At 61.4% G+C, this 20,904-nt stretch carries 18 protein-coding genes; 11 read left to right on the forward strand and 7 right to left on the reverse strand.

Annotated elements, in window-relative coordinates:
• Nucleotides 1-4: 4 nt before the first annotated feature.
• Nucleotides 5-1,417, reverse strand: a complete 1,413-nt coding sequence (locus IPN92_05680; protein ID MBK8637788.1) for an HlyC/CorC family transporter — start codon at nucleotides 1,415-1,417, stop codon at nucleotides 5-7.
• Nucleotides 1,418-1,803: 386 nt separating this feature from the next.
• Here IPN92_05680 and IPN92_05685 point away from each other — a divergent pair, with 386 nt between their 5' ends.
• The 4 genes from IPN92_05685 (at nucleotide 1,804) to IPN92_05700 (ending at nucleotide 6,176) form a co-directional block, all read left to right on the forward strand.
• Entirely contained in the window at nucleotides 1,804-2,484 is a 681-nt protein-coding gene (locus IPN92_05685) for a TIGR00153 family protein (GenBank protein ID MBK8637789.1), read from the forward strand.
• A 108-nt stretch (nucleotides 2,485-2,592) separates the two neighbouring features.
• Nucleotides 2,593-3,864: an inorganic phosphate transporter gene (locus IPN92_05690; GenBank protein MBK8637790.1), complete on the forward strand. Its 1,272-nt coding sequence runs from the start codon at nucleotides 2,593-2,595 to the stop codon at nucleotides 3,862-3,864.
• A gap of 223 nt (nucleotides 3,865-4,087) precedes the next feature.
• Nucleotides 4,088-4,714 (forward strand): serine/threonine protein phosphatase, encoded by a 627-nt coding sequence (locus tag IPN92_05695; protein MBK8637791.1) that lies wholly within the window; start codon nucleotides 4,088-4,090, stop codon nucleotides 4,712-4,714.
• Between the two features lies 1 nt (nucleotide 4,715).
• Nucleotides 4,716-6,176, forward strand: a complete 1,461-nt coding sequence (locus tag IPN92_05700) for a metallophosphoesterase (GenBank protein MBK8637792.1) — start codon at nucleotides 4,716-4,718, stop codon at nucleotides 6,174-6,176.
• Nucleotides 6,177-6,220: 44 nt separating this feature from the next.
• Here IPN92_05700 and IPN92_05705 read toward each other — a convergent pair whose 3' ends face one another.
• Entirely contained in the window at nucleotides 6,221-6,472 is a 252-nt protein-coding gene (locus IPN92_05705) for a hypothetical protein (GenBank protein MBK8637793.1), read from the reverse strand.
• Nucleotides 6,472-8,340 (reverse strand): Na/Pi cotransporter family protein, encoded by a 1,869-nt coding sequence (locus IPN92_05710; GenBank protein ID MBK8637794.1) that lies wholly within the window; start codon nucleotides 8,338-8,340, stop codon nucleotides 6,472-6,474. Before IPN92_05710 ends, IPN92_05705 begins: the two co-directional genes overlap by 1 nt.
• A gap of 230 nt (nucleotides 8,341-8,570) precedes the next feature.
• Between IPN92_05710 and IPN92_05715 the strand changes: the two genes are divergently transcribed.
• The 4 genes from IPN92_05715 to IPN92_05730 all read left to right on the forward strand — a co-directional run bounded on the left by IPN92_05715 (nucleotide 8,571) and on the right by IPN92_05730 (nucleotide 11,674).
• Nucleotides 8,571-9,050: a hypothetical protein gene (locus IPN92_05715; protein MBK8637795.1), complete on the forward strand. Its 480-nt coding sequence runs from the start codon at nucleotides 8,571-8,573 to the stop codon at nucleotides 9,048-9,050.
• 103 nt (nucleotides 9,051-9,153) lie between these two features.
• Complete coding sequence (locus tag IPN92_05720) at nucleotides 9,154-9,576, forward strand: hypothetical protein (GenBank protein MBK8637796.1); 423 nt, start codon at nucleotides 9,154-9,156, stop codon at nucleotides 9,574-9,576.
• A 381-nt stretch (nucleotides 9,577-9,957) separates the two neighbouring features.
• Nucleotides 9,958-10,596: a DUF47 family protein gene (locus IPN92_05725; GenBank protein ID MBK8637797.1), complete on the forward strand. Its 639-nt coding sequence runs from the start codon at nucleotides 9,958-9,960 to the stop codon at nucleotides 10,594-10,596.
• Between the two features lie 10 nt (nucleotides 10,597-10,606).
• Nucleotides 10,607-11,674 carry an inorganic phosphate transporter gene (locus IPN92_05730; protein ID MBK8637798.1) on the forward strand — a complete coding sequence of 356 codons (1,068 nt, stop codon included), beginning with the start codon at nucleotides 10,607-10,609 and terminating at the stop codon, nucleotides 11,672-11,674.
• A gap of 99 nt (nucleotides 11,675-11,773) precedes the next feature.
• Here the strand turns inward: IPN92_05730 and IPN92_05735 are convergent, their stop codons facing one another.
• Genes IPN92_05735 through IPN92_05745 form a run of 3 tightly spaced genes read right to left on the reverse strand, consistent with a single transcriptional unit; the run spans nucleotide 11,774 to nucleotide 15,708 of the window.
• Nucleotides 11,774-13,012, reverse strand: coding sequence for an HlyC/CorC family transporter (locus IPN92_05735; protein MBK8637799.1), 1,239 nt, complete (start codon nucleotides 13,010-13,012; stop codon nucleotides 11,774-11,776).
• 48 nt (nucleotides 13,013-13,060) lie between these two features.
• A complete protein-coding gene (locus IPN92_05740; GenBank protein ID MBK8637800.1) occupies nucleotides 13,061-14,419 on the reverse strand; it encodes an HlyC/CorC family transporter in 1,359 nt (452 codons plus the stop codon).
• Nucleotides 14,420-14,436: 17 nt separating this feature from the next.
• Complete coding sequence (locus IPN92_05745; GenBank protein ID MBK8637801.1) at nucleotides 14,437-15,708, reverse strand: HlyC/CorC family transporter; 1,272 nt, start codon at nucleotides 15,706-15,708, stop codon at nucleotides 14,437-14,439.
• A gap of 287 nt (nucleotides 15,709-15,995) precedes the next feature.
• Between IPN92_05745 and nhaD the strand changes: the two genes are divergently transcribed.
• Nucleotides 15,996-17,381: a sodium:proton antiporter NhaD gene (gene nhaD / locus IPN92_05750; GenBank protein MBK8637802.1), complete on the forward strand. Its 1,386-nt coding sequence runs from the start codon at nucleotides 15,996-15,998 to the stop codon at nucleotides 17,379-17,381.
• 73 nt (nucleotides 17,382-17,454) lie between these two features.
• On the opposite strand, the gene fnr is transcribed toward nhaD, so the two are convergent.
• Nucleotides 17,455-18,213 (reverse strand): fumarate/nitrate reduction transcriptional regulator Fnr, encoded by a 759-nt coding sequence (gene fnr, locus IPN92_05755; GenBank protein MBK8637803.1) that lies wholly within the window; start codon nucleotides 18,211-18,213, stop codon nucleotides 17,455-17,457.
• A 195-nt stretch (nucleotides 18,214-18,408) separates the two neighbouring features.
• Here fnr and IPN92_05760 point away from each other — a divergent pair, with 195 nt between their 5' ends.
• On the forward strand, nucleotides 18,409-20,052 hold the full coding sequence (locus IPN92_05760; protein ID MBK8637804.1) for a CTP synthase: 1,644 nt from the start codon (nucleotides 18,409-18,411) through the stop codon (nucleotides 20,050-20,052).
• Nucleotides 20,052-20,885 carry a 3-deoxy-8-phosphooctulonate synthase gene (gene kdsA / locus IPN92_05765; protein MBK8637805.1) on the forward strand — a complete coding sequence of 278 codons (834 nt, stop codon included), beginning with the start codon at nucleotides 20,052-20,054 and terminating at the stop codon, nucleotides 20,883-20,885. The genes IPN92_05760 and kdsA overlap by 1 nt, the downstream gene beginning before the upstream one ends.
• The last annotated feature ends 19 nt before the right edge of the window (nucleotides 20,886-20,904 follow it).

Raw genomic sequence — 20,904 nt, forward strand, 5'->3', positions numbered from 1 at the left:
ACTCCTAGCGGGCGTCGGGGGTTGATGAGGGGTTGGGTTCCCGTGCGGCTTCGAGAACCGCCTCCAGGGCGGGAGGTTCCTGGTCCTGCAAGGCCTCCTGGGTCTCGATCAATTCCGCCAGCTCCTCCTCCTCCAGGGCCCCTTCCTCCACCGGGGCCACCCGCAGGCGGGCGATGCGCAGCCGTTCGACCTGGAGCACGGTGTAACTGTAGGCATCGTGGATGACGCTTTCCCCTACCTTCGGCAGCCGGCCGAAGAGGCGGAAGACGACGCCGCCCACCGTAGTCATCACTGGGTCCGTGATATCGATATTCGTGAGGTTGTAGAAGTCCAGCAGCCGCATGTCGCCGGGGACTATGTAGCCCCCCTCGTCGCGCTCGTGATCCTCGATACCGCGCATGGGGCTGGTGATCTCCCCAAAGATGAACTTGAGTACGTCCTTGATGGTGACGATGCCCAGCACCTCGCCAAACTCGCCCAGGACGATGGTGGAACGGGTGTTGTGGGTCTGGAAGAAATTGAACATCTCGTCCACCTTGATGGTGGGGGGGACGAAGTGGATGGGCCTCAGCATTTCCTGGATCTGGACCCGCTCCAGGTCCGCCCCGCCGCGAATGAGCCGCAGCACGTCCTCGGAATAGAGAAAGCCGATGACGTTGTCCCAGTGCCCCGAATAGACCGGGATGCGGGGGTGGCGATGGCGGCGGAACTCTTCGATGAGTTCCGGCAGGGGCAGATCGGCGTCGAGGAAGCGGATGCGCGGCCCTGGCGTCATGATGTGGGCGATTTCGGTATTCGAGGCCTCCAGTAGATTGTCGATCAGCACCCGCTCGGTGGCGTCGATGACGCCCGTCTCCTCGCCCTCCTCCAGAAGGGTCTTGAGTTCGTCCGGCTGGAGAAGATTCTCACGGGCCACGGAGTCGCCGACGACCCAGGTGGTGACCCGGTCCGCCACCAGGCGCACGGCCTCCCGCAGGGGGGTGATGAGCCAGATCCAGCGCGGCAGGACCTTGGCGCTGACGTTCTTGGCGAAGCCGACGGGGAAGGTGACGGCGATGGTCTTGGGCGTTATCTCGCCCACCAGCAGGAGCATGGGTACCATGACCAGGATGTTGATCCACCCCACATCCTCGGCCCCGAAGATCGTCAAGAGGATGGCCGCCATGTTGGCCGAGGAGGCGATGTTGACCAACTCATTGCCGCAGAGGATGGAGATGATGAGCCGCCGGGGTTCGTCGAGGAGGGCGTGGATACCCTCCGAGGCCGGGTCCCGGGTGTTGCGCAGCTTTTGCAGGTGAATCCGGCTCAGGGAGAAGAGGGCGGTCTCGGAACCGGAAAAGATGGCCGACCCCGAGAGGAGGACGATCTGAAGGAGGATGCGAATGATGAGTTCGAGGTCACCCGTTTCCATAGGCATCGTGTTATTACCTGCTTGTGTACCGGGAATCCGGCGGTGAGAGGGCGTTCGCCCCTCGGAAGGGACTCGCGGACTGGGGCCTAACGGCGCCTTGGCGGCGGCTGGCCACGCCTTCCCCTGCGGCGGGCGGCGGCGTCAGACTCGCGCAAAAACGAGCCTGAATCATAAGGGTTTCAGGACGTGAAAAAGGATGACTTCGATCAAGCAAAGATGACAAAAGGTTTGCCGTTTTGCAACAATTCCCTGACAGAATAGTGACGCGCTAAAGTAGGTCAAGAAACCTGGACTCGGCTGGGTCCTGGTGGACAGGGATGGCATGGGCCCGATCCCTGACCCCACTAGAGCGGCCAACAAACACTCTTCCACCCATTTTGAGGAGTCATCTCTTGAAAGGTACCAATCCTATCGCCTCGCTGTTCGGGCATTCCCCCTTCAAACCAGTGCAGAAGCACATGGTTGCGGTTAGCGAATGCGTCGCCGAGGTTCCGGGCCTGTTCGAGGCCCTGATCGCCAACGACAAGGCAGGCATTATCAAGGCCAAGGACATCATCTTCGCCAAGGAGCACGAGGCGGACGCCATCAAGAACGGGCTGCGCGCCCAGTTGCCCAAGAGCCTCTTCATGCCCGTGGACCGACGCGACCTGCTCGATCTCCTGGGCATGCAGGATTCCATCGCCGACACCGCCCAGGATATCGCCGGGCTCCTGGTGGAGCGCGACATGCAGGTGCCTCCGGGCATGGCCGCCGATCTACGCCAGTTGGTGGCGCGCTGCGTCGATGCCGTCAACCAGGCCGGTCTCCTGATCTCCGAGCTGGACGAACTGGTGGAGACCGGCTTTGGCGGCCGCGAGGCCGAGACGGTCACGGGCATGATCGAGAAGCTCAACCTCATCGAGGACGATACCGACAAGCTTGGCATGGCCTTGACCCAGTCCCTGTTCGCCCAGGAAGACAGCCTCAAGCCGGTTTCGGTCATCTTCTGGTACGAGCTGATCCAGTGGATCGGCGACCTGGCCGATTACGCCGAGAAGGTCGGCGATCGCCTGCGCCTGCTCATCGCCCGCTGAGCGCGGCTCCCGACCGGTAAGATCCATGAACCGCTCCCGGCTATTCCGCGCTGGGGTGCCCTCATGGGGTGACCGACTCCTTTGACCTGAATTTTTTTTGGGGGATTTATGGAATCTCAAATCATTGCCGAATACGGCACTTGGTTTCTCGCCTTGGCCTTCGTCTTCGGCCTCTACATGACCTGGGGCATCGGCGCCAACGATGTCGGTAACGCCATGGGTACCTCCGTGGGCTCGGGCGCCATCACCGTCAAGCAGGCCGTGATCATCGCGGGTATCTTCGAGTTTGCCGGCGCCTTCCTGGCGGGCGGTACCGTGGCGGGCACCATCAAGTCCGGTATCATCGATCCGGCGGTGCTGGCAAGCACGCCTCACCTCCTGATCTACGGTATGTTAGCCTCCCTGCTGGCCTCGGGCATCTGGCTCATGGTGGCCTCCGGCCGCGGTTGGCCCGTCTCCACCACCCACACCATCGTCGGTGCCCTGGTGGGCTTCGGGGTCGCGGGCATTGGCATGCACGCCGTCAAGTGGGGCGGCCTGGGCGAGATCGTGGCGAGCTGGTTCATCTCCCCCGTCACCGGCGGCGTTATCGCCCTGGTACTCATGCTTAGCGTGCGCAAGCTGGTGTTCGAGACCGATGACCCCTTTGGTAATGCCAAGAAGTGGGCCCCCTTCTATGTCTTCCTGGTGGGCTACATCGTCGCCCTGGTGACCATCTCCAAGGGCCTCAAGAACTTCAACCTCCACTTCAGCACCATGGAGGAACAGATCGGCTCCATCGCCGCGGGCATTGTCTGCGCCATCCTCGGCGCTTTCCTGGTCAACAAGGTCAAGGTCGATAACAAGGCTGACAAGAGCTTCCACTACGCCAGCGTCGAGAAGGTCTTTACCCCCATGATGGTCTTCACCGCCGCCGCCATGTCCTTCGCCCATGGCTCCAATGACGTGGCCAACGGCATTGGGCCCATCGCCGCCGTCCTCAGCCTGGTCGATACGGGTACCCTGGCCTCCAAGGCGCCGGTGCCCTGGTGGGTGCTCCTCGTGGGTGGCATCGCCATCGTCGTGGGCCTGGCGACCTATGGGTACAAGGTCATGGAGACCATCGGCTCCAAGATCACCGAGCTGACCCCCAGCCGCGGTTACTGCGCTACCCTGGCGTCCTCGGCTACCGTTATCGTGGCCTCCGGTCTCGGCATGCCCGTCTCCACCACCCATATCGCCGTGGGCGCGGTCATGGGCGTGGGCCTGGCGCGGGGCATCGGCGCCCTGGATCTGCGGGTGTTGGGTAACATCGTGGTGTCCTGGTTCATCACCCTGCCGGTGGGCGCGGCCTTGGCGGCCATCTTCTTCTATATCCTCAAGGCCATCTTTGGCGGCTAGACCTGCCAGACCGGCTGCGGGCGCCGCTCTCCCTCGTCCCTGGGGGACAGCGTCGCCACCTCCTTGCCCTTGGGCAAGGAGGTACAAAACAGAGGGCGCCTTTTGGCGCCCTCTGTTTTGTACCAAATTTCTACCGGATTCAGCGGCAGTGGACCCGCCTTAGGTCCATGGGAGATCTCGATTTACCGGGACTGGGTATTCACCTAGGGTTGGGTGGGGTGAGATGAAGAGGATAATCAATGGCCTGACGTTGGCGCCTATCGAGCCCTGTCAGGATATCAAGGGCATGCTTTTTCCGCCGGATCTCAAGTTCCGGCAGTTGGTGGTGACCGGGCCACCGGGTTCCGGTAAGACCACCCTGATCAAGCGGATCAAGGGTTGGCCCGAGGAAGGCTATATCGATATCGGCGTCGCTGGTTGGTGGAAGTCCCAGGCCATGGCCCTGCGGCCTCGGGAGGTTCAGCTAGGACTACCCTTCGTGGGGGAGAAGGAGGGCCTGGCCCTCTTCGAGCCGCAATGGCTGGCGCGCTGCGAGGACTTGCTCCTGGAGAGGGGGCGTATCCGGTGCCCGCCCCTCAAGCGTCATTTTTGGGATCCGGATTGGGCCCAGCGCTTCGTCTTCGAATTTCTCCTGCCCGCGCCGGAACTGGTCCTGGAACGGCGCCTGGCCAGGGCCCGTCAGGGCACCCATCCGGTGGACCAGTTTCTTGACCTGGCGCACATTCGCCGCCAGATGGAAATCTTTGGCGAGGTTGCGGCGCATTTCCAACGTTCCGGCATGAGGGTCTATGTGCGCGAGGACCTGGATGCCGCCCCCTGGCGGATTGCCCTGGAAGCGACAGGAGGTTGAGATGAATTTTCCCACCAAGAAGTCTTCGAGAGGTTTTCTGCGCCGGTTCAGCGATCTACTGGACGAGTTTGGGGCCTGCGAGGAGATCGAAATCGCCGGTGCCGTTAGTCTCGGCGAGGCCAAGGTGCGCTTTATCTGCCCCCTGGCCCCGATCCTGATGCAACTGGGGGGCGAGCAGGGTAAACGTTTACAACTCTATCCCGAACCCATGCTGACCGCCGAGGGCGGAACGGTCCCCAGCGGGGCCTATCTGATCGAGGACCCGGAAGATCCCACCGATACCCTCCATGGCTTTCTGCGCCTGGTGCCCGGCGATAGTCTGGTGTTGGGACGGGAGGAGGATCAGCAGCAGGATTTGCTGGACTATCCGGAGACCGTGGCGGCCCATCATCTGCGCATCAAGCTGACCCCGGAGGGTCTCACCCTCAAGAATCTGGCGCCGACCGAGGGGAGCTGCCTCTCGCCCCTGGCACCCAAGGCGGGTTGGAAACCCGCCGCCAACCTGCGCCTGGCCAAGCTTGAACGCCTGGCCAAGCGCCTGGGCGGGCCGATCGCCGAGCCCTCCGGGGAGGAGGCTCTGACCCTGATCGAAGCCGTCATCGCCTGGATAGAGTCCGATCCCAACCAGCCCAAGGATGCCAAGGGCCGCCCCGGTGGGGTGGTCAGGCTGCCACCGGGACTGGACCCGGTCTTCGTGGGTGATCTGCACGCCCGTCTCGACAACCTGCTGGTGGTGCTGACCCAGAACGCCATCCTGGAAGGGCTGGAGGCGGGTAAGGTGGCCCTCGTCATCATTGGCGATGCGCCCCACCCGGACGAGGAGGGTCTGGAGGACTTCATGGGAACTTCCATGCTCCTCATGGACTTGATTTTTCGCCTCCAGCTCGCCTTCCCGGGCCAGGTCTATTACCTGCGCGGCAACCACGACAGCTTCTCCGAGGAGATCAGTAAGAACGGTGTGCCCCAGGCCGTCCTTTGGGAACACGCCCTGCGCGACGTGCGGGGCACCGCCTATTTCGAGGCCATGACCCAGCTCTACCAGCGGCTGCCCTATGTCGCCGCCTCGCCGCGCTTCGTTGCCTGTCATGCGGGCCCGCCGACTTCCACCGTCACCCGGGACATGCTGATCAATATCCGGGATAACCCGCGCCTGGAGCGCGAGGTCACCCGGGTTCGGCTGCGTAAACCCAATTCCCCCGCCGGTTATGGCCCAGGGGACATCAAGCGCCTGCGTAATTGCTTCGGCCTGGACCCTCGGGTACCCGTCCTGGTCGGCCACACCCCTCTGTCCTGCGACGACACCCTCTGGCTGGAGGCCGGCGGCATAAAAAACCACCATGTCGTCTTTGGCGCCCATCCCGAATGGATCGGCATCGTCGCCCTGGCCGGCGAGCGCTTCCTGCCTCTGCGCTACCCCGTCGAGCCCCTCACGGCCCTTTACAATCGCGCCTTCTCAACCTGAGCGCGGTCATCACGTCAGGGCGGTCGAGGTCGTTGAAAAGGGAGCTATTCCTCGGTCGTCAGCTCTTGAAGGATCTTTTCGCCTTTCCGCCGTTTGGCCGTGACGACCCTTATCTGCTTAATCAGCTTGTTGCGGCCCTTGTCCGATTGATCCTCCGTCAGACTGGCCTCCAGTTCCGTCTGCCGCGCCTGGAGGCGAGCCACGGCCTCCTCCAGGCACACCTTCTTATCCTTGCATTTGCGGTGACGGGTGTCGAAGAGGTCCGCCACTTGTTTGAGGAATTTCTTGACAGCCATTAGCGTTTTTCCCGAAGGGTAGTTGAGGTGGAGGTGGGCCGAGGGGTCTCCCCGGCCCGGATACCGATTAGCTCCGGTTCGTGCAGCAGCTTGTCCATTTCTTCCTCGTCCAGTTCCACCTCAAGGGCAGCCTGGCGCATGCCGCTGTCGTGGGGTGCGAAGAGGCCGCCGGCGGCGGCGATCAGATTGCGCGCCACGTCGTAGGCGTAGCTGCTGTCGTTCATCAGGGAGGTGGCCATGGGGGGGGCGATTTTGTCCTCGCGGATCAGGTGGTCCAGATCGCCATTCAGGGTGATGTCGTTCTCTTCCATCTGTAGCCGCAGACCGTCCAGGGCCACCAGGTCTCTCGCCTCCCCGGCATCCCGCAGGGTCGCGAGTTCGCGCAGAATCTCGCCTAAATGGGCGCGGATCTTGTTGTACTCGGCCCGGATGCTGGCATTGTCGGAGACGATGTAGGTCATGAGGTTCTTACGCATGTGCTTGACATCCTTGATAGCCTCCACGATGTCGCGGGCGGCGTCGCGCAGCATCATGACCTCTTCCATCTGCTCCTGGGGCAACTGGCCCTGTTTGCGGCTGGTGAATTCGATGATGGCATTGTAGAGCACCTTGACCTTGCGGCCATAGATGTCGTCGAGGTCGATAGTCATCGGCTTGTCCGGGCGCTGGGTCAGTTCGGCCAGGTCGGCGTCCGAACGGATGTCGTGCCGGTGCAGGCTGAGGCCATGGGCCAGGACCTCGAAGGCATTGTCGTAGAGGTGCAACACCTCCTTGCGCACCGTCTCCACCAGGGTATCGGGGAAATCGGCAACGGCCTCGTTGAGGTAGAGGGGGGCCACCAGGTCCGCCTTGGGCTGCGGGAAGATCTTGTATAGGACCTTAACCAACTGGTTGATGAGGGGGACCATGAGGGCGATGCCCAGGGTATTGAAGAGGGTATGAAAGACGGCGAGCTTGAGGGTCCAGTTGTCCTGGGCGATCCCCACCAGGGTGCTGAGCGAGTCCACCGCCACCAGGATGTAGTTCATGAAGATAATGGCCACCACGCCTGTCGTCACATTGAAGATGAGATGGGCGGCGGCGAGGCGCTTGCCATCCACGTTGGCGCTGATGGCCCCCAGGATGGCGGTGATGCAGGTGCCGACATTGGCGCCGATGGCCAGGGCCAGGGCGTTCTCATAGGTGATCTGGCCGGCGGCCAGGGCGGTGATGGTGATGACCAGGGTGGCGTGGCTGGACTGCATGACCACAGTGGCGAAGATGCCGATGGCGGTATAGATGAGCAGACCCGCCAGGCCGCCGACCGCGAACTGGGACAGGTCGATGGTCTCCTTAAAGGTCTCGAAGCCCTCCTTCATGTAGTGGATGCCGAGAAAGAGGAAGCCGAGACCGGCGAGGATGTAGCCGAGCCCCTTGGCGGCCTTGGAGCTCTGGAAGGCGAGGATGATGCCGAAGACCAGCATGGGCATGGCGTAGGCGGCGATGTCGATCTTGAGGCCGAAGCCGGCGATGAGCCAGGCCCCAGTGGTGGTGCCCAGATTGGCGCCGAAGATGATGCCGATACCGGCGGTCAAACCCAGCAGGCCGGCGCTGAGGAAGGAGATGGCAATGACCGACACCAGGGAGCTGGACTGCATGATGCTGGTGGAAACGACGCCAAAGGACATGCTTTTCCACAGCTTGTCGGTGGTGCGCTTGAGGATTTTCTCGAGTATGCCACCGGTATAGGCCTTGAAGCCGTCTTCCATAAACAGCATGCCGAACAGGAAGATGGCGACACCGGCCGCGATCTCCTTGAAGTTCGGACTGATCCAGAAACCATAGGCGAGAATGGCGAAAATGACGGGAAGGAGGCTTTTTTTCAGCATCGCCGATGCTCCGGGTCCAGAGGGAATTCAGGGAGCTCCCTCTCCCCGGTCGCTGGAAACCGGGCGATACCGCTTTCGTTCCAGGGAGATGGGGTGAGGTCGCCAGTTGCTAGCTAGTCCGCCAGGTGGGAGGCGGAAAAATCGAGCCGATGTCTTCCAATATCAGCGGTTAACAAAAGTGTTAGGCCAATGCGATAATATCATTCTATCAAATAACTGAAAATACAATCATGACCCTCAAACATCCCCGCTTCACCATCAGCCCGGAGAGCCTGCGCGAGCGTAGCCGCAACATCGTATATGGCCTGGTTCTCAGTATTGGCCTGGCCTCGTTAATATACTGGGGCCATATACAGTTCCCCCAGAGCTTCAACAATACCCTCCTCGTCTCCGTCTACCTCTTTTTGGTCGCGGCCAACTTGATCAACTATGTTCGTCATCGCCGCTATCTGCGGTTGGTCAAGGATCACTGGATCCAGATCCAGCCCGACCGCGTGCGTTTTCATGCCGCCGGCGCCATCACCGAACTGGACCTGGAGGAGGTCGCCGCCGTCAATGTTTACCGCCGGCGCGGGGCGCCGCGCCACGTTCAGATCAAGCGCAAGGATAATCGCGGTATCCGCCTGGAGGGCTATGGCGACATGGAGGGCCTGATCCAGGCCCTTAAGGCGCGCATACCCGCCGCTCATGTGACCGATCGCGGAGCTTGATAGCGCCTTCACCGCTCCGAGGCTGATCGCATGGGTATGCGAGCCAATCCGCCTCTTGAACCGATGCTCTTAATTATCAAATATTGAGTGGGGGTAATCAGAAATGCCGGAATTAATAATTCTTCTGGTGATTGCGTTATTGGTGGTTATTGTTTTTATCAACCGCAAGGATCGAAAAGATATCGAGGCTTTTGTTCTCGAGGGAGGCGTGAAGGAACGATTGGAGAAACTGATGAAATCGGAGGAGGAATATAAAAACGCATTGAGAAATTCCGATAAGGATAGAGCGCGAGACCTGGGTAGGAAGTATTACAAGGAAAAAACTGATTATGAATATTGGGAAGCCGCCGTGGAGCCATGCTGGGACATGGAAAACGTGAGTGAAAATGAGAAATACAGGATTAATAAAGAGATAAAAAACAGAAATTTGAAGCTTAGAAAATCAATAGTGGCTAAGAACGATCGGGCCTTGGCATGTGATATGAAGGCCATGAAGAATCAATCTAATCCCGCGGCGTTGGAATGACGGATATACGAGGCGGTTAATTTGTACTGATCTCCCGTGGGATATTCCGCCTCTGGTCCAATTTCCCAAGGAATACTTGGCCGTGGCCCGGCTTATGAACAAGGTCGGCCTGGCGCAACTCTTGGGTTATTTTACTATTTCGATATAGTCGTGGATGAACCTTGGTTTGCGGAAAACCGCCTTGGTAACACAATATTAACAAAACCGTAATAAATCTCTGTAACAATTCTGCAATCTTATCCTTGCTCCCGCCGTTCGGCCTCCGAAGGCCTGCTCTAAAAACCCAGCATGGAATGAAGATGCCCTTGGCCACCCTGGCTTGAGGGTTTTTTGATGACTGTCGTGTTCTGCCTTTAACCATCCACCTGAGAGGGGAAGTCTGTGTTTAGTGCCCTGATGCCGAAAAAAAACGAATTCTTCATCCAATTCAATACACATGCCGATCGCTGCGCGGCGGCGGCCAACGCCATGATGCGCATGATGACTCAGTTGGGTAAGGACCCCGCCGAGGTCACCCGTCTGATCCAAGAGATAGACATGGCGGAGGCCAGCGGCGACCGCATCGAGCACGAAACCATCGTCATGCTCCACAAGTCCTTCATCACCCCGATTGACCGCGACCAAATCCACATGATCGCCAGTGGTCTCGACTGCATCCTCAATCGCCTGCAGGACGTAGGGGAGTCGGTCATACTTTACGATCTCAAGGAGGCTACGCCAGAGGCGCGCGAGATAGCGGAACTGGCGGCCGATGCGGTGGAGCGGGTGCGCAAGGCCGTGACCCTGCTTGACAAGATGGGTGAGGCCACCACGGCACTGGAGTACTGCAAGGAAATTGATGCGCTCGAATCGAAGGCCGATAAGCTCTGGCGCGCCGGGATGTCGCGGTTGTTCCGCGAGGAAACCGATGCCATCCAAGTCATCAAGGTGAAGGGCATGTACCAAATTCTGGAGGCTGTTCTAGAGGCGGCCGAGAATATGGGTCAAACCCTCGAAGAAGTTATCCTCGCCAACGCTTGAGGAACCCATAATGGAAGCTCAAGCAGCAATACTTATTGGTACCTGGACCCTGGTCCTCCTCATTGCGGTCGCCCTGGCCTTCGACTTCATGAACGGATTTCACGACGGGGCAAACTCCATTGCCACCATCGTGGCCACCGGGGCCCTCACCCCCAAACAGGCGGTGTTGTTTGCCGCGACCCTCAACTTTGTTGCCCTCTGGGTCTTCCAGCTCAAGGTGGCGGCCACCGTTGGCAAGGGCGTCATCGATCCTTCCTTCGTGGATCATTACGTCATCTTCGGCTGTCTGGTGGGTGCCCTGTCCTGGAATATCATTACCTGGTATTACGGCATCCCCTCCTCCTCGTCTCATGCCCTTATCGGCGGTCTGGTGGGTGCCACCCTGGCCAAGGTTGGCGGTGGGGATGCCATCGTTTGGGGTAGCCTCTGGCAACTGAAGGGCTTTATTACCGTTCTGGCCTTCATCATCCTCTCCCCCCTGATCGGCTTCCTGATTGGCGGTACCTTGCAGCTCATTACCGCCTGGGTGTTTCGCAATCGAACGCCCCATCAGGTCGGGCGATGGTTTATGCGCGCTCAGTTGGTGTCGGCGGGCCTCTACTCCCTCGCCCATGGCGGTAATGATGCCCAAAAGACCATCGGTATCATCTGGCTCTTGCTGATCACGGCCGGCGCCGGTGGCGTACCCCTGATAGGGCATGTCGTCACCAAGGATGTGTCCACCCTGCCCATGTGGGTGGTGTATGCCTGTTATTTCTCCATCGCCTGGGGTACCTACCTGGGCGGCTGGCGTATCGTCAAGACCATGGGGTCAAAGATCACCAAGTTGACCCCGATCAGCGGTTCCAACGCTGCCCTGGGTGGTGGTATTACCCTGGGCCTGGCGACCATGGCCGGTATTCCCGTCTCGACCACCCATACCATCACCGGCTCCATCTTCGGTGTGGGCAGTACGCGCGGTAAATATGCCGTTAAATGGGGTATGGCGGGTAAGATTATGATGGCTTGGGTGCTGACCATTCCCGCCAGTGGCGCGATTGCCGCCATTTTCTGGTGGATTGGTAAACATACTTTCTAAATTAGCGGGTTCCTGTTGTAACTGCTCCGATGCCGGCCTGGTTCCGGCATCGGAGTTTTTTTTGCGCTTCTGGACGAGGCTTCCCGTCCCGTCATTGGCTCAGGACCAGCGAATTCTTACCTCCTCGATGGCGCGAGCCGAGGCCCGGTGGATATTGAGGGTGATCTTGTCAGCCTCGATCTGGGTGCCCGGGGCGGGGATGTTGCCCGTGCGGTTGAGGATGTAGCCGGCGATGGTGGAATAATCCTCGGAGGGCAGCGTGATCCCCAGGGTCTCGGCGATCTGGCTCAGTTCGGTGCGGCCGCTGGTCAGGTAGTCGTGCTCGTCCAGCTTCTGGAAGAGGCTCGACGAGGGCTCCTTGCCGTCGTACTCGTCGCTCAGGTCCTCGACCACTTCCTCGACAATGTCCTCGACCGTGATGATGCCCTCGGCGGCGCCAAATTCATCCACCACCACGGCGACCACCTCCCCCGTCTGGCGTAACTGCACCAGCAGGTTCTGGACGCTCTTGGTGGCCGGTACATAGAGGGCCTCGCGGATGAAATCCGCGATGGGCCGGTCCTCGGGCTCGCCGAGCAGGTCCAGCACATACAGCATGCCGACGATCTGGTCGATGCGTTCCTCGAAGACGGGCAGGCGGGCGTGGGAGGTCTCGATGGCCAGGCGCCGGGCCTCGCCACAGGTCGCTTCCCTGTCGATGGCGGTGACGGCGATCAGGGGGCGCATGCTGTCCTCGACCCGTGTCTCGGTAAAGTTGAAGAGGCGCTGGATCATCTGCTTCTCGACGGGCTGGATGTCGCCGTCGGTGGAGGCGGGCATCTTCAACATGGTGATCATCTCCTCACGTAGGGTGAAGGGGTTGCGATCCGTGCCGCCCACCAGCTTGGCCAGGAGCTTGGTCACGGCGCTGAAGAAAATCAGGATGGGCCAGAAGAGGAGGGAGAAGAAGCGCAGGGCAAAGATGACAATGGGGGTGAGGGTGTCGGCGCGCTGCTGGAAGACGCTCTTGGGGACGATCTCGCCGAAGACCCAGATGAGGGGCGCCGCCAATACCACGGCCATCCAGCTCCCTTGATCCCCGAAGAGGTGGATCATGAGGGCGGTGACCATGGTGGTGTTGGTGACGACGGCAATATTGGTGCCCACCAGGGTGGTGGAGAGCAACCATTCCGGTTTCTTCAGCATGGCGATCGCCAGCTTGGCGCCCTTGGAGCCCTTGGCGGCATCGTGGCGCAGCTTGATCTGATCGGCGCTGACCACGCCGATCTCGGAACCCGAGAAGAAGCCTTCCAGCAGGAGGCAGAGAAGGATGACGAGCAGGGTAGTGACGATGTCCATGTATCGGGAGTTCTCGCGGTGGGGATCGGGGAGCGGCGGGAGTTGGCGTCAGGGGCGCGCGGCTTCGTCCGGGGGGAGGGCCGCACCGCCCGCCTCGGGCGATGGGCCAGGCTCAACCCCGGTCTCCAGGGCATTGGGTGTAGCCCCGGGGAGCAGCTCCACCAGAATCTCCAGGATGCGGTTGGCCTCGATGCGCTGGGCGGTGAAGTGGAAGGGCCAGATCTCCACGCTGGCGCCCTCCGTGGGGAGTTCACCGAAGTGATGCAGCACCAGACCACCCAGGGTGCGGATATCCTCGACCTCGAAATTGGCGTGGAAACGGGCGTTGAAGTCCTCGAGGGGGGTCGCGCCGGGCAGGGCGAAGCGGTTGTCCGCGAGTTCGTGGCACCAGTCATCGTCCGCCTCGTCCGAGGGCGTCGGGATATCGCCGAAAATGGACTCCAGCAGGTCGGCCATGGTGATGACGCCGGTGACACCGCCGTATTCGTCCACGACGAGGGCGAAGGACTTCTTGCGTTGGCGGAAGGTGGCGAAGAGGTCGGAGGCGGACTTGGATTCGGGGACGAAGTAGGGGGGGCGTAGCAGACCCTCGCGGGTATGCCAGCCCTGGCCCAGATTGTTGATGTCCACCGCCAGCAGGTCCCGGGCGTGGAGGATGCCAATGATGTTGTCGCGGTTATCGTCATAGACGGGCATGCGCGACTGGCGGCTGTCGCGGAAGGTCGCCAGGATCTCGCCGCCCGTGGCCTCGACGGGGACAAAGGTGACGTCGGCCCGGGCCGTCATGAGGTCGTTCACGCGCTGACTGCCGAAATCGAAGATCTGGTCGATGTACTGGGCCTCGGCGTGGTCCAGGGTGCCCTCGCCGACCGCCACATGGGCCAGGGTGCGGACCATGTCCTCGGTGACAATATTGCCCTTGGAGCGCTCCTTGCCGACGATGAGGGTGGTGAAAAACTCGGATGCCGCGCGCACCACCCAGCGGAGGGGGGTGATCAGGCGGGCAAACTGGTCGATGGGCCCGCTCTCGAAGGTCGCGAAGGCGACATTATTGCGGATGGCCAGCACCTTGGGCGTGATCTCGCCAAACACCAGCAGGAGGGGGACCATGACGAAGAGGTTGACGAATTTGTTATCCGCCCCGAAAAGCTGGATCACCATGGCCGCCGAAATGACCGAGGCGGCGACGTTGACGAACTCGTTACCGATGAGGATGGTGACGATGAGGCGGCGCGGTTCGCTCAAGAGGCGCTCGATGAGATCCACGCGGCGATTGCCATCCACGCGCATCTTTTCCACCTGCGTCTTATTGAGGGAAAAGAGGGAGGTTTCGGTGCTGGAAAAAAAGCCCGAAAAGCCAAGCAGGATAATGAAGATGACCAGTTCGATGATTAATGCGATGTCCAAGGGGGGCTTTGCCTCGTTTAAGCGGGATGTTGTGGAATGTCATTCGGTTGGGGTAGCTGGTCATCGACCCGGCTAATCACCACTTTACGAATGTGACGCTGGGAGGCGTCGCGGATCTGCACCCTCATGCCATCGAAAAGGAAGCTTTCGTCCTTGGCGGGGATGCGTGCCGTGTGGTTCAAAATCCAGTGGCTGACCCGGTCCGTGGGTTTACCCGGGATTTCAATGTCGAAAAAGTCCTCGATCACGCGCAGCTCGACATGTCCGCTGACCAGAATGCCGCCATCCGTGAGGGTCTCGAACTGTTCCGGGGCCTCGTCGCTCTCGTCGTAGATCTCGCCCACCACCTCCTCGAGGATGTCCTCCAGGGTGAGAACGCCCTCCAGATAGCCGCTGTCGTCCACCACTAACGCCATGTGCTGCTTATGTTTACGTAGCAAGGGCAGTAGCTTGTCGATCATCTGATTGGCGGGGATGAAGAGCGGTTCGCGGCCTATCTCCAGGGCACTGAGGTCCATGCGGCCCGTGACCATGGCCTCCAGCAGGTCTCGGGCAAACAGCACCTTGAGAATGACGTTGGGGTTGTCGCCATGAAGAGGAACGCGGGAATAGGCCTCCTTGATGATCTCCGTTGTCAGGTCTTGCAGGGTGCGGCGGCCGTCGAGGCTGAAGACCCGGCGCCGGGGGGTCATGACGTCCTCGGCGCGCAGGTCGTTGAGGCTAAAGACGCGTTCGATCATCTCGCGCTCGTCGGCCTCGATGGTCCCTTCCTCTTCGCCATGTTCCACCATGCTGATGAGTTCCGCCTCGGTGACCAGGGGGTCGGCCTGCTTGCCGGCGAGACGATGAGCCAGGTTGGTGAGGCTGAGGAAGAGCCAGACCAGGGGGTAAATGGCGCGCATGAAGGCGTAGAGCATTGGCCCCGCCACCAGGGAGATGCGCTCGGCATAGTGGGTAGCCAGGCTTTTGGGGGTGATCTCGCCGAAGACGAGGAGGAGCAGGGTGATGACGCCCACGGCGATGCCGGGGCCAAGGTGACCGAACCAGTCGGTGGCGACCACGGTGGCGAGGGCGGAGGCGCCGACATTGACCAGGTTGTTGCCGATCAGGATGGCAATCAGCATGGGGGCCGGTTCTTTCTTGAGTCGATAGACGGCGGTGGCTCCCCGGCGACCTTCCCGGTGGAGGGCTTGGGCGCGGGCCAGGGAGAGAGAGGTGAGGGCGGTCTCCGATCCGGAGAAAATGCCTGACAGGACAAGCAGGATGGCGAGAATCAATAGTTCTTGCATCGGGGAAGGGTGGTGGGGGACTCCACGCGGCCTCGGACGATTCGAGGCCGCTAGTTTATCCGAATTGTCCTCCGATACTAGCGGGATTCTTTACCGGATTTCGTGGCTTTAATTGCGCCACCGCAATTGTTCGCGCCATCGCCGCCTGTAGAATCCGGCTGGTCTGAATACCCGGTTTCCCGAGGATTGGCGAGCGGTTCCCCTGGCCGCCCACCCCCTGTCCGCCGAACGACCGCCCTTGTACCTCTGATTTCTTCTGGAGATATCACATGACGGGTCTCGCGCCGATGCGCCTCTTCCTATTAGTCGCCACCCTGCTCGCGCCAGGACTGGCGGCCGCCACCGAGTCAGCCAATCGTCTCGATCTGACGGGGCACTGGGTGGGATTCGTGTCCATCCTGATCTTCGTTGTCGCCTATGGCTTCGTGATGGTCGAGGAGTTTACCCATCTGCGGAAGTCCAAGCCCGTCATGCTGGCCGCCGGCATCATCTGGGTGCTGATCGCGATCGTCTATGCCCAAAATGATCTGCCGACGCAGGCCGGGGAGGCCGTGCGCCATAACATCCTGGAGTTCGCCGAACTCTTCCTTTTCCTGCTGGCGGCCATGACCTACATCAACGTCATGGACGAACGGAATGTCTTCGAAGCCCTGCGCTCCTGGCTCATCAGCCGTGGTTTTGGCTACCGGAAACTCTTCTGGATGACAGGCCTCCTGGCCTTCTTTATCTCCCCGGTGGCGGACAACCTGACCACGGCCCTGCTGATGGGCGCGGTGGTCCTGGCGGTAGGATCCGACAGCCCCAAGTTCGTGGCCCTGTCCTTTATCAACATCGTGGTCGCCGCCAATGCCGGTGGCGCCTTCAGTCCCTTTGGGGATATCACTACCCTGATGGTGTGGCAGAAGGGCCTCCTGGATTTCTGGACCTTCTTCCTGCTCTTCATCCCCTCCGTGGTCAATTTCGTGGTGCCGGCGGCCATCATGCACTTCGCGGTGCCCGATGTGGTGCCTCCGGCCGGGGGGAAGAAGGTGCCCATGCGCCGTGGCGCCAAACGCGTCATCCTGCTGTTCCTCCTGACCATCGTCACGGCGGTCAGCTTCCATAACTTCCTGCACCTGCCGCCGGTCTTGGGGATGATGACGGGGCTGGCCTATCTCAAGATATTTGGTTACTTCCTCAAAAAGACCGGCGAAAAAACCCTGCTGCCGGGCGAGAGCCTGGCGGATGCCATGCCCTTCGACATCTACCGCAAGCTGGCGCGGGCGGAGTGGGACACCCTCATGTTCTTCTACGGCGTGGTGCTGTGCGTGGGTGGCCTGGGCTTCATCGGCTACCTGGCGCTGATATCCGAATTCATCTATATCGACCTGGGGCCGACCACGGCCAATATCCTCATCGGCCTGCTCTCCGCCATCGTGGACAACATCCCGGTCATGTTCGCGGTTCTGAGTATGCAGCCGGAAATGGCCCAGGGTCAGTGGTTGCTGGTGACCCTGACGGCGGGGGTAGGCGGCAGCCTGCTATCCATCGGCTCCGCGGCGGGCGTGGCCCTCATGGGCCAGTCCAAGGGCATGTACACCTTTGCCAGCCACCTCAAATGGACTTGGGCGGTGGCCCTGGGTTATGCCGCCAGCATCCTCTGTCACCTCTATCTCAACGCCAGTAGCTTCTAGAATCGGGCGCTGGGGTTGATGCTTTCAACCTCCGCTTCCTCCGCCTATACGGATCTCCCGAAAGGCCTGGCCATCAGGGTAGCCGCCGCCGATAATCCTCCAGGGGGGCACATTGGACCATGGCCTCCAGGGCCCGGAGGTTGGTGAGGCGGACGTGCTTGCGATCGACCACGAGCAGTCTTTCCTCGTGGAAGCGGGTGAAGAGGCGGCTGACGGTTTCGACGGCCAGACCCAGGTAGTTGCCGATCTCGTGGCGGGACATACTGAGATAGAAATCGGTGGGGCTCAAACCCCGCTTTTGCAGGCGTTGGGAGAGGCTGAGCAGGAAGGTGGCCAGGCGGTCCTCGGCGCTCTTCTTGCCCAGCAGGAGCAGCATCTCGGTCTCCTGGGCGATCTCCTTACTGAGAAGACGGTACATCTGGTGCTGAAGGGATGGGATGTTGACGCTCAGTTCCTCGAAGCGGGAAAAGGGCACCTCGCAGAAGGCGGTGGTCTCCAGGACCTTGGCGGAGCAGCTATGGGCATTATTCTCGATGGCGTCCAGGCCGATGATTTCACCCGGCAGATGGAACCCCAGCACCTGTTCCCCACCTTCCGAACTGGGGGCAAAGGTCTTGACGGAGCCGGTCTTGACGACGAAGAGGGAGCGGAAACGGTCTCCGTGCTGAAAAAGGTAGTCCCCACGGTGCAGGGGGCGGTTGCGGCGGACGATGGTGTCCAGGCGCTCCACGTCCTCGGGGTTTAACCCCAGGGGCAGGCAGAGGGCGGAGAGGCTGCAATTCTTGCAGGCGATCCGTATGGCCTCGAAGGATATCACCTTGTTTTCGTGCATCGCTGGGAGGCTGGAGGATTTCATACCCACCATTTTGCTATCTAAATTGATTAGGATCAAGTAAACGGCAGGTTAAAAATGCCTGGCCGCCAGCCGCCACGATCCGTGCGCGGAGACCATTGAGACCAGGCGGCTATTTTGTTAGCCTGCGCCGGTTACGCGGGACCGTCCCGCGCGCTCTGCGGCTCCTTCCTCATGACCAAATACATCTTTATTACGGGCGGCGTGGTTTCATCCCTTGGCAAGGGTATCGCGGCCGCCTCCCTGGCGGCCCTGCTGGAAGCGCGCGGCCTGCGCGTGACCATGATCAAGCTGGATCCCTACATCAACGTGGACCCAGGGACCATGAGCCCTTTCCAGCATGGCGAGGTCTTTGTGACCGACGACGGGGCCGAGACCGACCTCGACCTGGGCCACTATGAGCGCTTCCTGCGCACCCGCATGGGGAGCAACAACAACTTCACCACCGGCCAGATTTACGAGAGCGTCATCCGCAAGGAGCGCCGGGGCGATTATCTCGGCGGCACGGTGCAGGTGATCCCCCACATCACCGATGAGATCAAGGCCAGCATCCGTCTGGGTGCCGGCGCCGCCGACATCGCCATGGTCGAGATCGGCGGCACCGTGGGCGATATCGAATCCCTGCCCTTCCTGGAGGCCATCCGCCAGATGCGGGTGGAGGAGGGGCGCGAGAACGCCCTCTTCATGCACCTGACCCTGGTGCCCTACATCAAGACCTCGGGGGAGATCAAGACCAAGCCCACCCAGCACTCGGTCAAGGAACTGAGGTCCATCGGTATCCAGCCCGACATCCTGCTGTGTCGCGCCGAGCAGGACATCCCCAAGCCCGAGCGGCGCAAGATCGCCCTCTTCACCAATGTCCCGGAGGCGGCGGTGATCTCCGCCGTGGACGCGGACAACATTTACCGTATTCCCCTTCTGCTGCACGCCCAGGGTCTGGATGATTTGGTGGTCAGCCAATTTGGTCTGGGGGTGCCCGCTGCGGATCTAAGCGAATGGCTGAGGGTCCTGGATGGCTTCGACCAGCCCGTCGCCACCGTGACGGTGGGTATGGTCGGCAAATACATGGACCTCACCGAGGCCTACAAGTCCCTGTCCGAGGCCCTGGCGCATGCCGGGGTCCAGACCCATACCCGGGTCAAGGTCCGCTACGTCGATTCCGAGCGGGTCGAGACCGAGGGCACCGCCTGTCTTCAGGGCCTGGACGCCATCCTGGTCCCCGGCGGCTTTGGCGAACGAGGCATCGAGGGCAAGATCCAGGCGGTACGTTACGCCCGGGAGCGCCGCATTCCCTATCTGGGCATCTGCCTGGGCATGCAGGTGGCGGTGATCGAATACGCCCGCGACGTGGCGGGACTGGCCGGCGCCCATAGCACCGAATTCAACGCCGCGACCCCCCACCCGGTCATAGCCCTCATCACCGAGTGGCAGACGGAGGAGGGCCAGATCGAGCGGCGCGGCCAGGACACCGACCTGGGCGGCACCATGCGCCTGGGTGGCCAGACCTGTCGTCTGGAGCCGGGCAGCCTGGCGCGGGCTGTCTATGGCCAGCCCCAGGTCCGCGAGCGCCACCGCCATCGTTACGAGTTCAACAATCGCTATCTGGACCCCTTGAAGGACGCGGGCCTGCGCTTCTCCGGCTGGTCCCTGGACGGTCGCCTGGTGGAGATGGTGGAGATCCCCGATCACCCCTGGTTCATCGCCTGCCAGTTCCATCCCGAGTTCACCTCGACCCCGCGCGATGGCCATGCGCTCTTCACGGGCTTTATCCGCGCCGCCCTCGAATACCAGGGTGCGGCGGCCGGGAAGGACGCCTGATGCGGCTCCTGAACTTCGAGGTCGGACTGGATCGCCCCATCTTTCTGATCGCCGGCCCCTGCGTCATCGAGAGCCCGGGCCTGGCCCAGGAAGTGGCGGGGTATCTCCAGGAACTGACGGCGGAACTGGGCATCCCCTTCATCTTCAAATCCTCCTTTGACAAGGCCAATCGTTCCTCCATCGGCGGCTTTCGCGGCCCCGGCCTGGAGGCGGGCCTGCGTATCCTCGAAGGGGTGCGCGCCGGGTTGGGGGTGCCAGTCCTCACCGATGTCCACGAGGACACGCCTCTGTGGGAGGTGGCGGAGGTGGTGGATGTCCTGCAGACGCCGGCCTTCCTCTGCCGCCAGACCAATTTCATCCTGGCCGTCGCCGAGATGGGCCTGCCCGTCAATATCAAGAAGGGCCAGTTTCTGGCGCCCTGGGATATGAAGCGGGTGGTGGAGAAGGCCCGCTCCACGGGCAACGACCAGATCATGGTCTGCGAGCGGGGCGTGAGCTTCGGCTACAACAATCTCGTCTCCGATATGCGCGCCCTGGCGGTGATGCGCGAGACCGGCTGCCCCGTGGTCTTCGACGCGACTCACTCGGTCCAGTTGCCGGGAGGGCAGGGGGACAGCTCCGGCGGGCAGCGGGAATTCGTCCCCGTACTGGCGCGGGCCGCGGTGGCCGCGGGTATCTCGGGTCTCTTCGTGGAGACCCACCCCGACCCCACCCAGGCCCTGAGCGACGGACCCAATTCCTGGCCCCTGGGGCGGATGCGGGAGCTGCTGGAAACCCTGGTCGAGATCGATCGGGTGGTCAAGGGGCGGAGATTTGCCGAGGCGGATCTTTAAGCCACCGCCGCGAGACCGC

It is taken from the genome of Chromatiaceae bacterium (assembly GCA_016714645.1).
In the GTDB taxonomy this organism is placed as follows: Bacteria; Pseudomonadota; Gammaproteobacteria; order Chromatiales; family Chromatiaceae; genus M0108.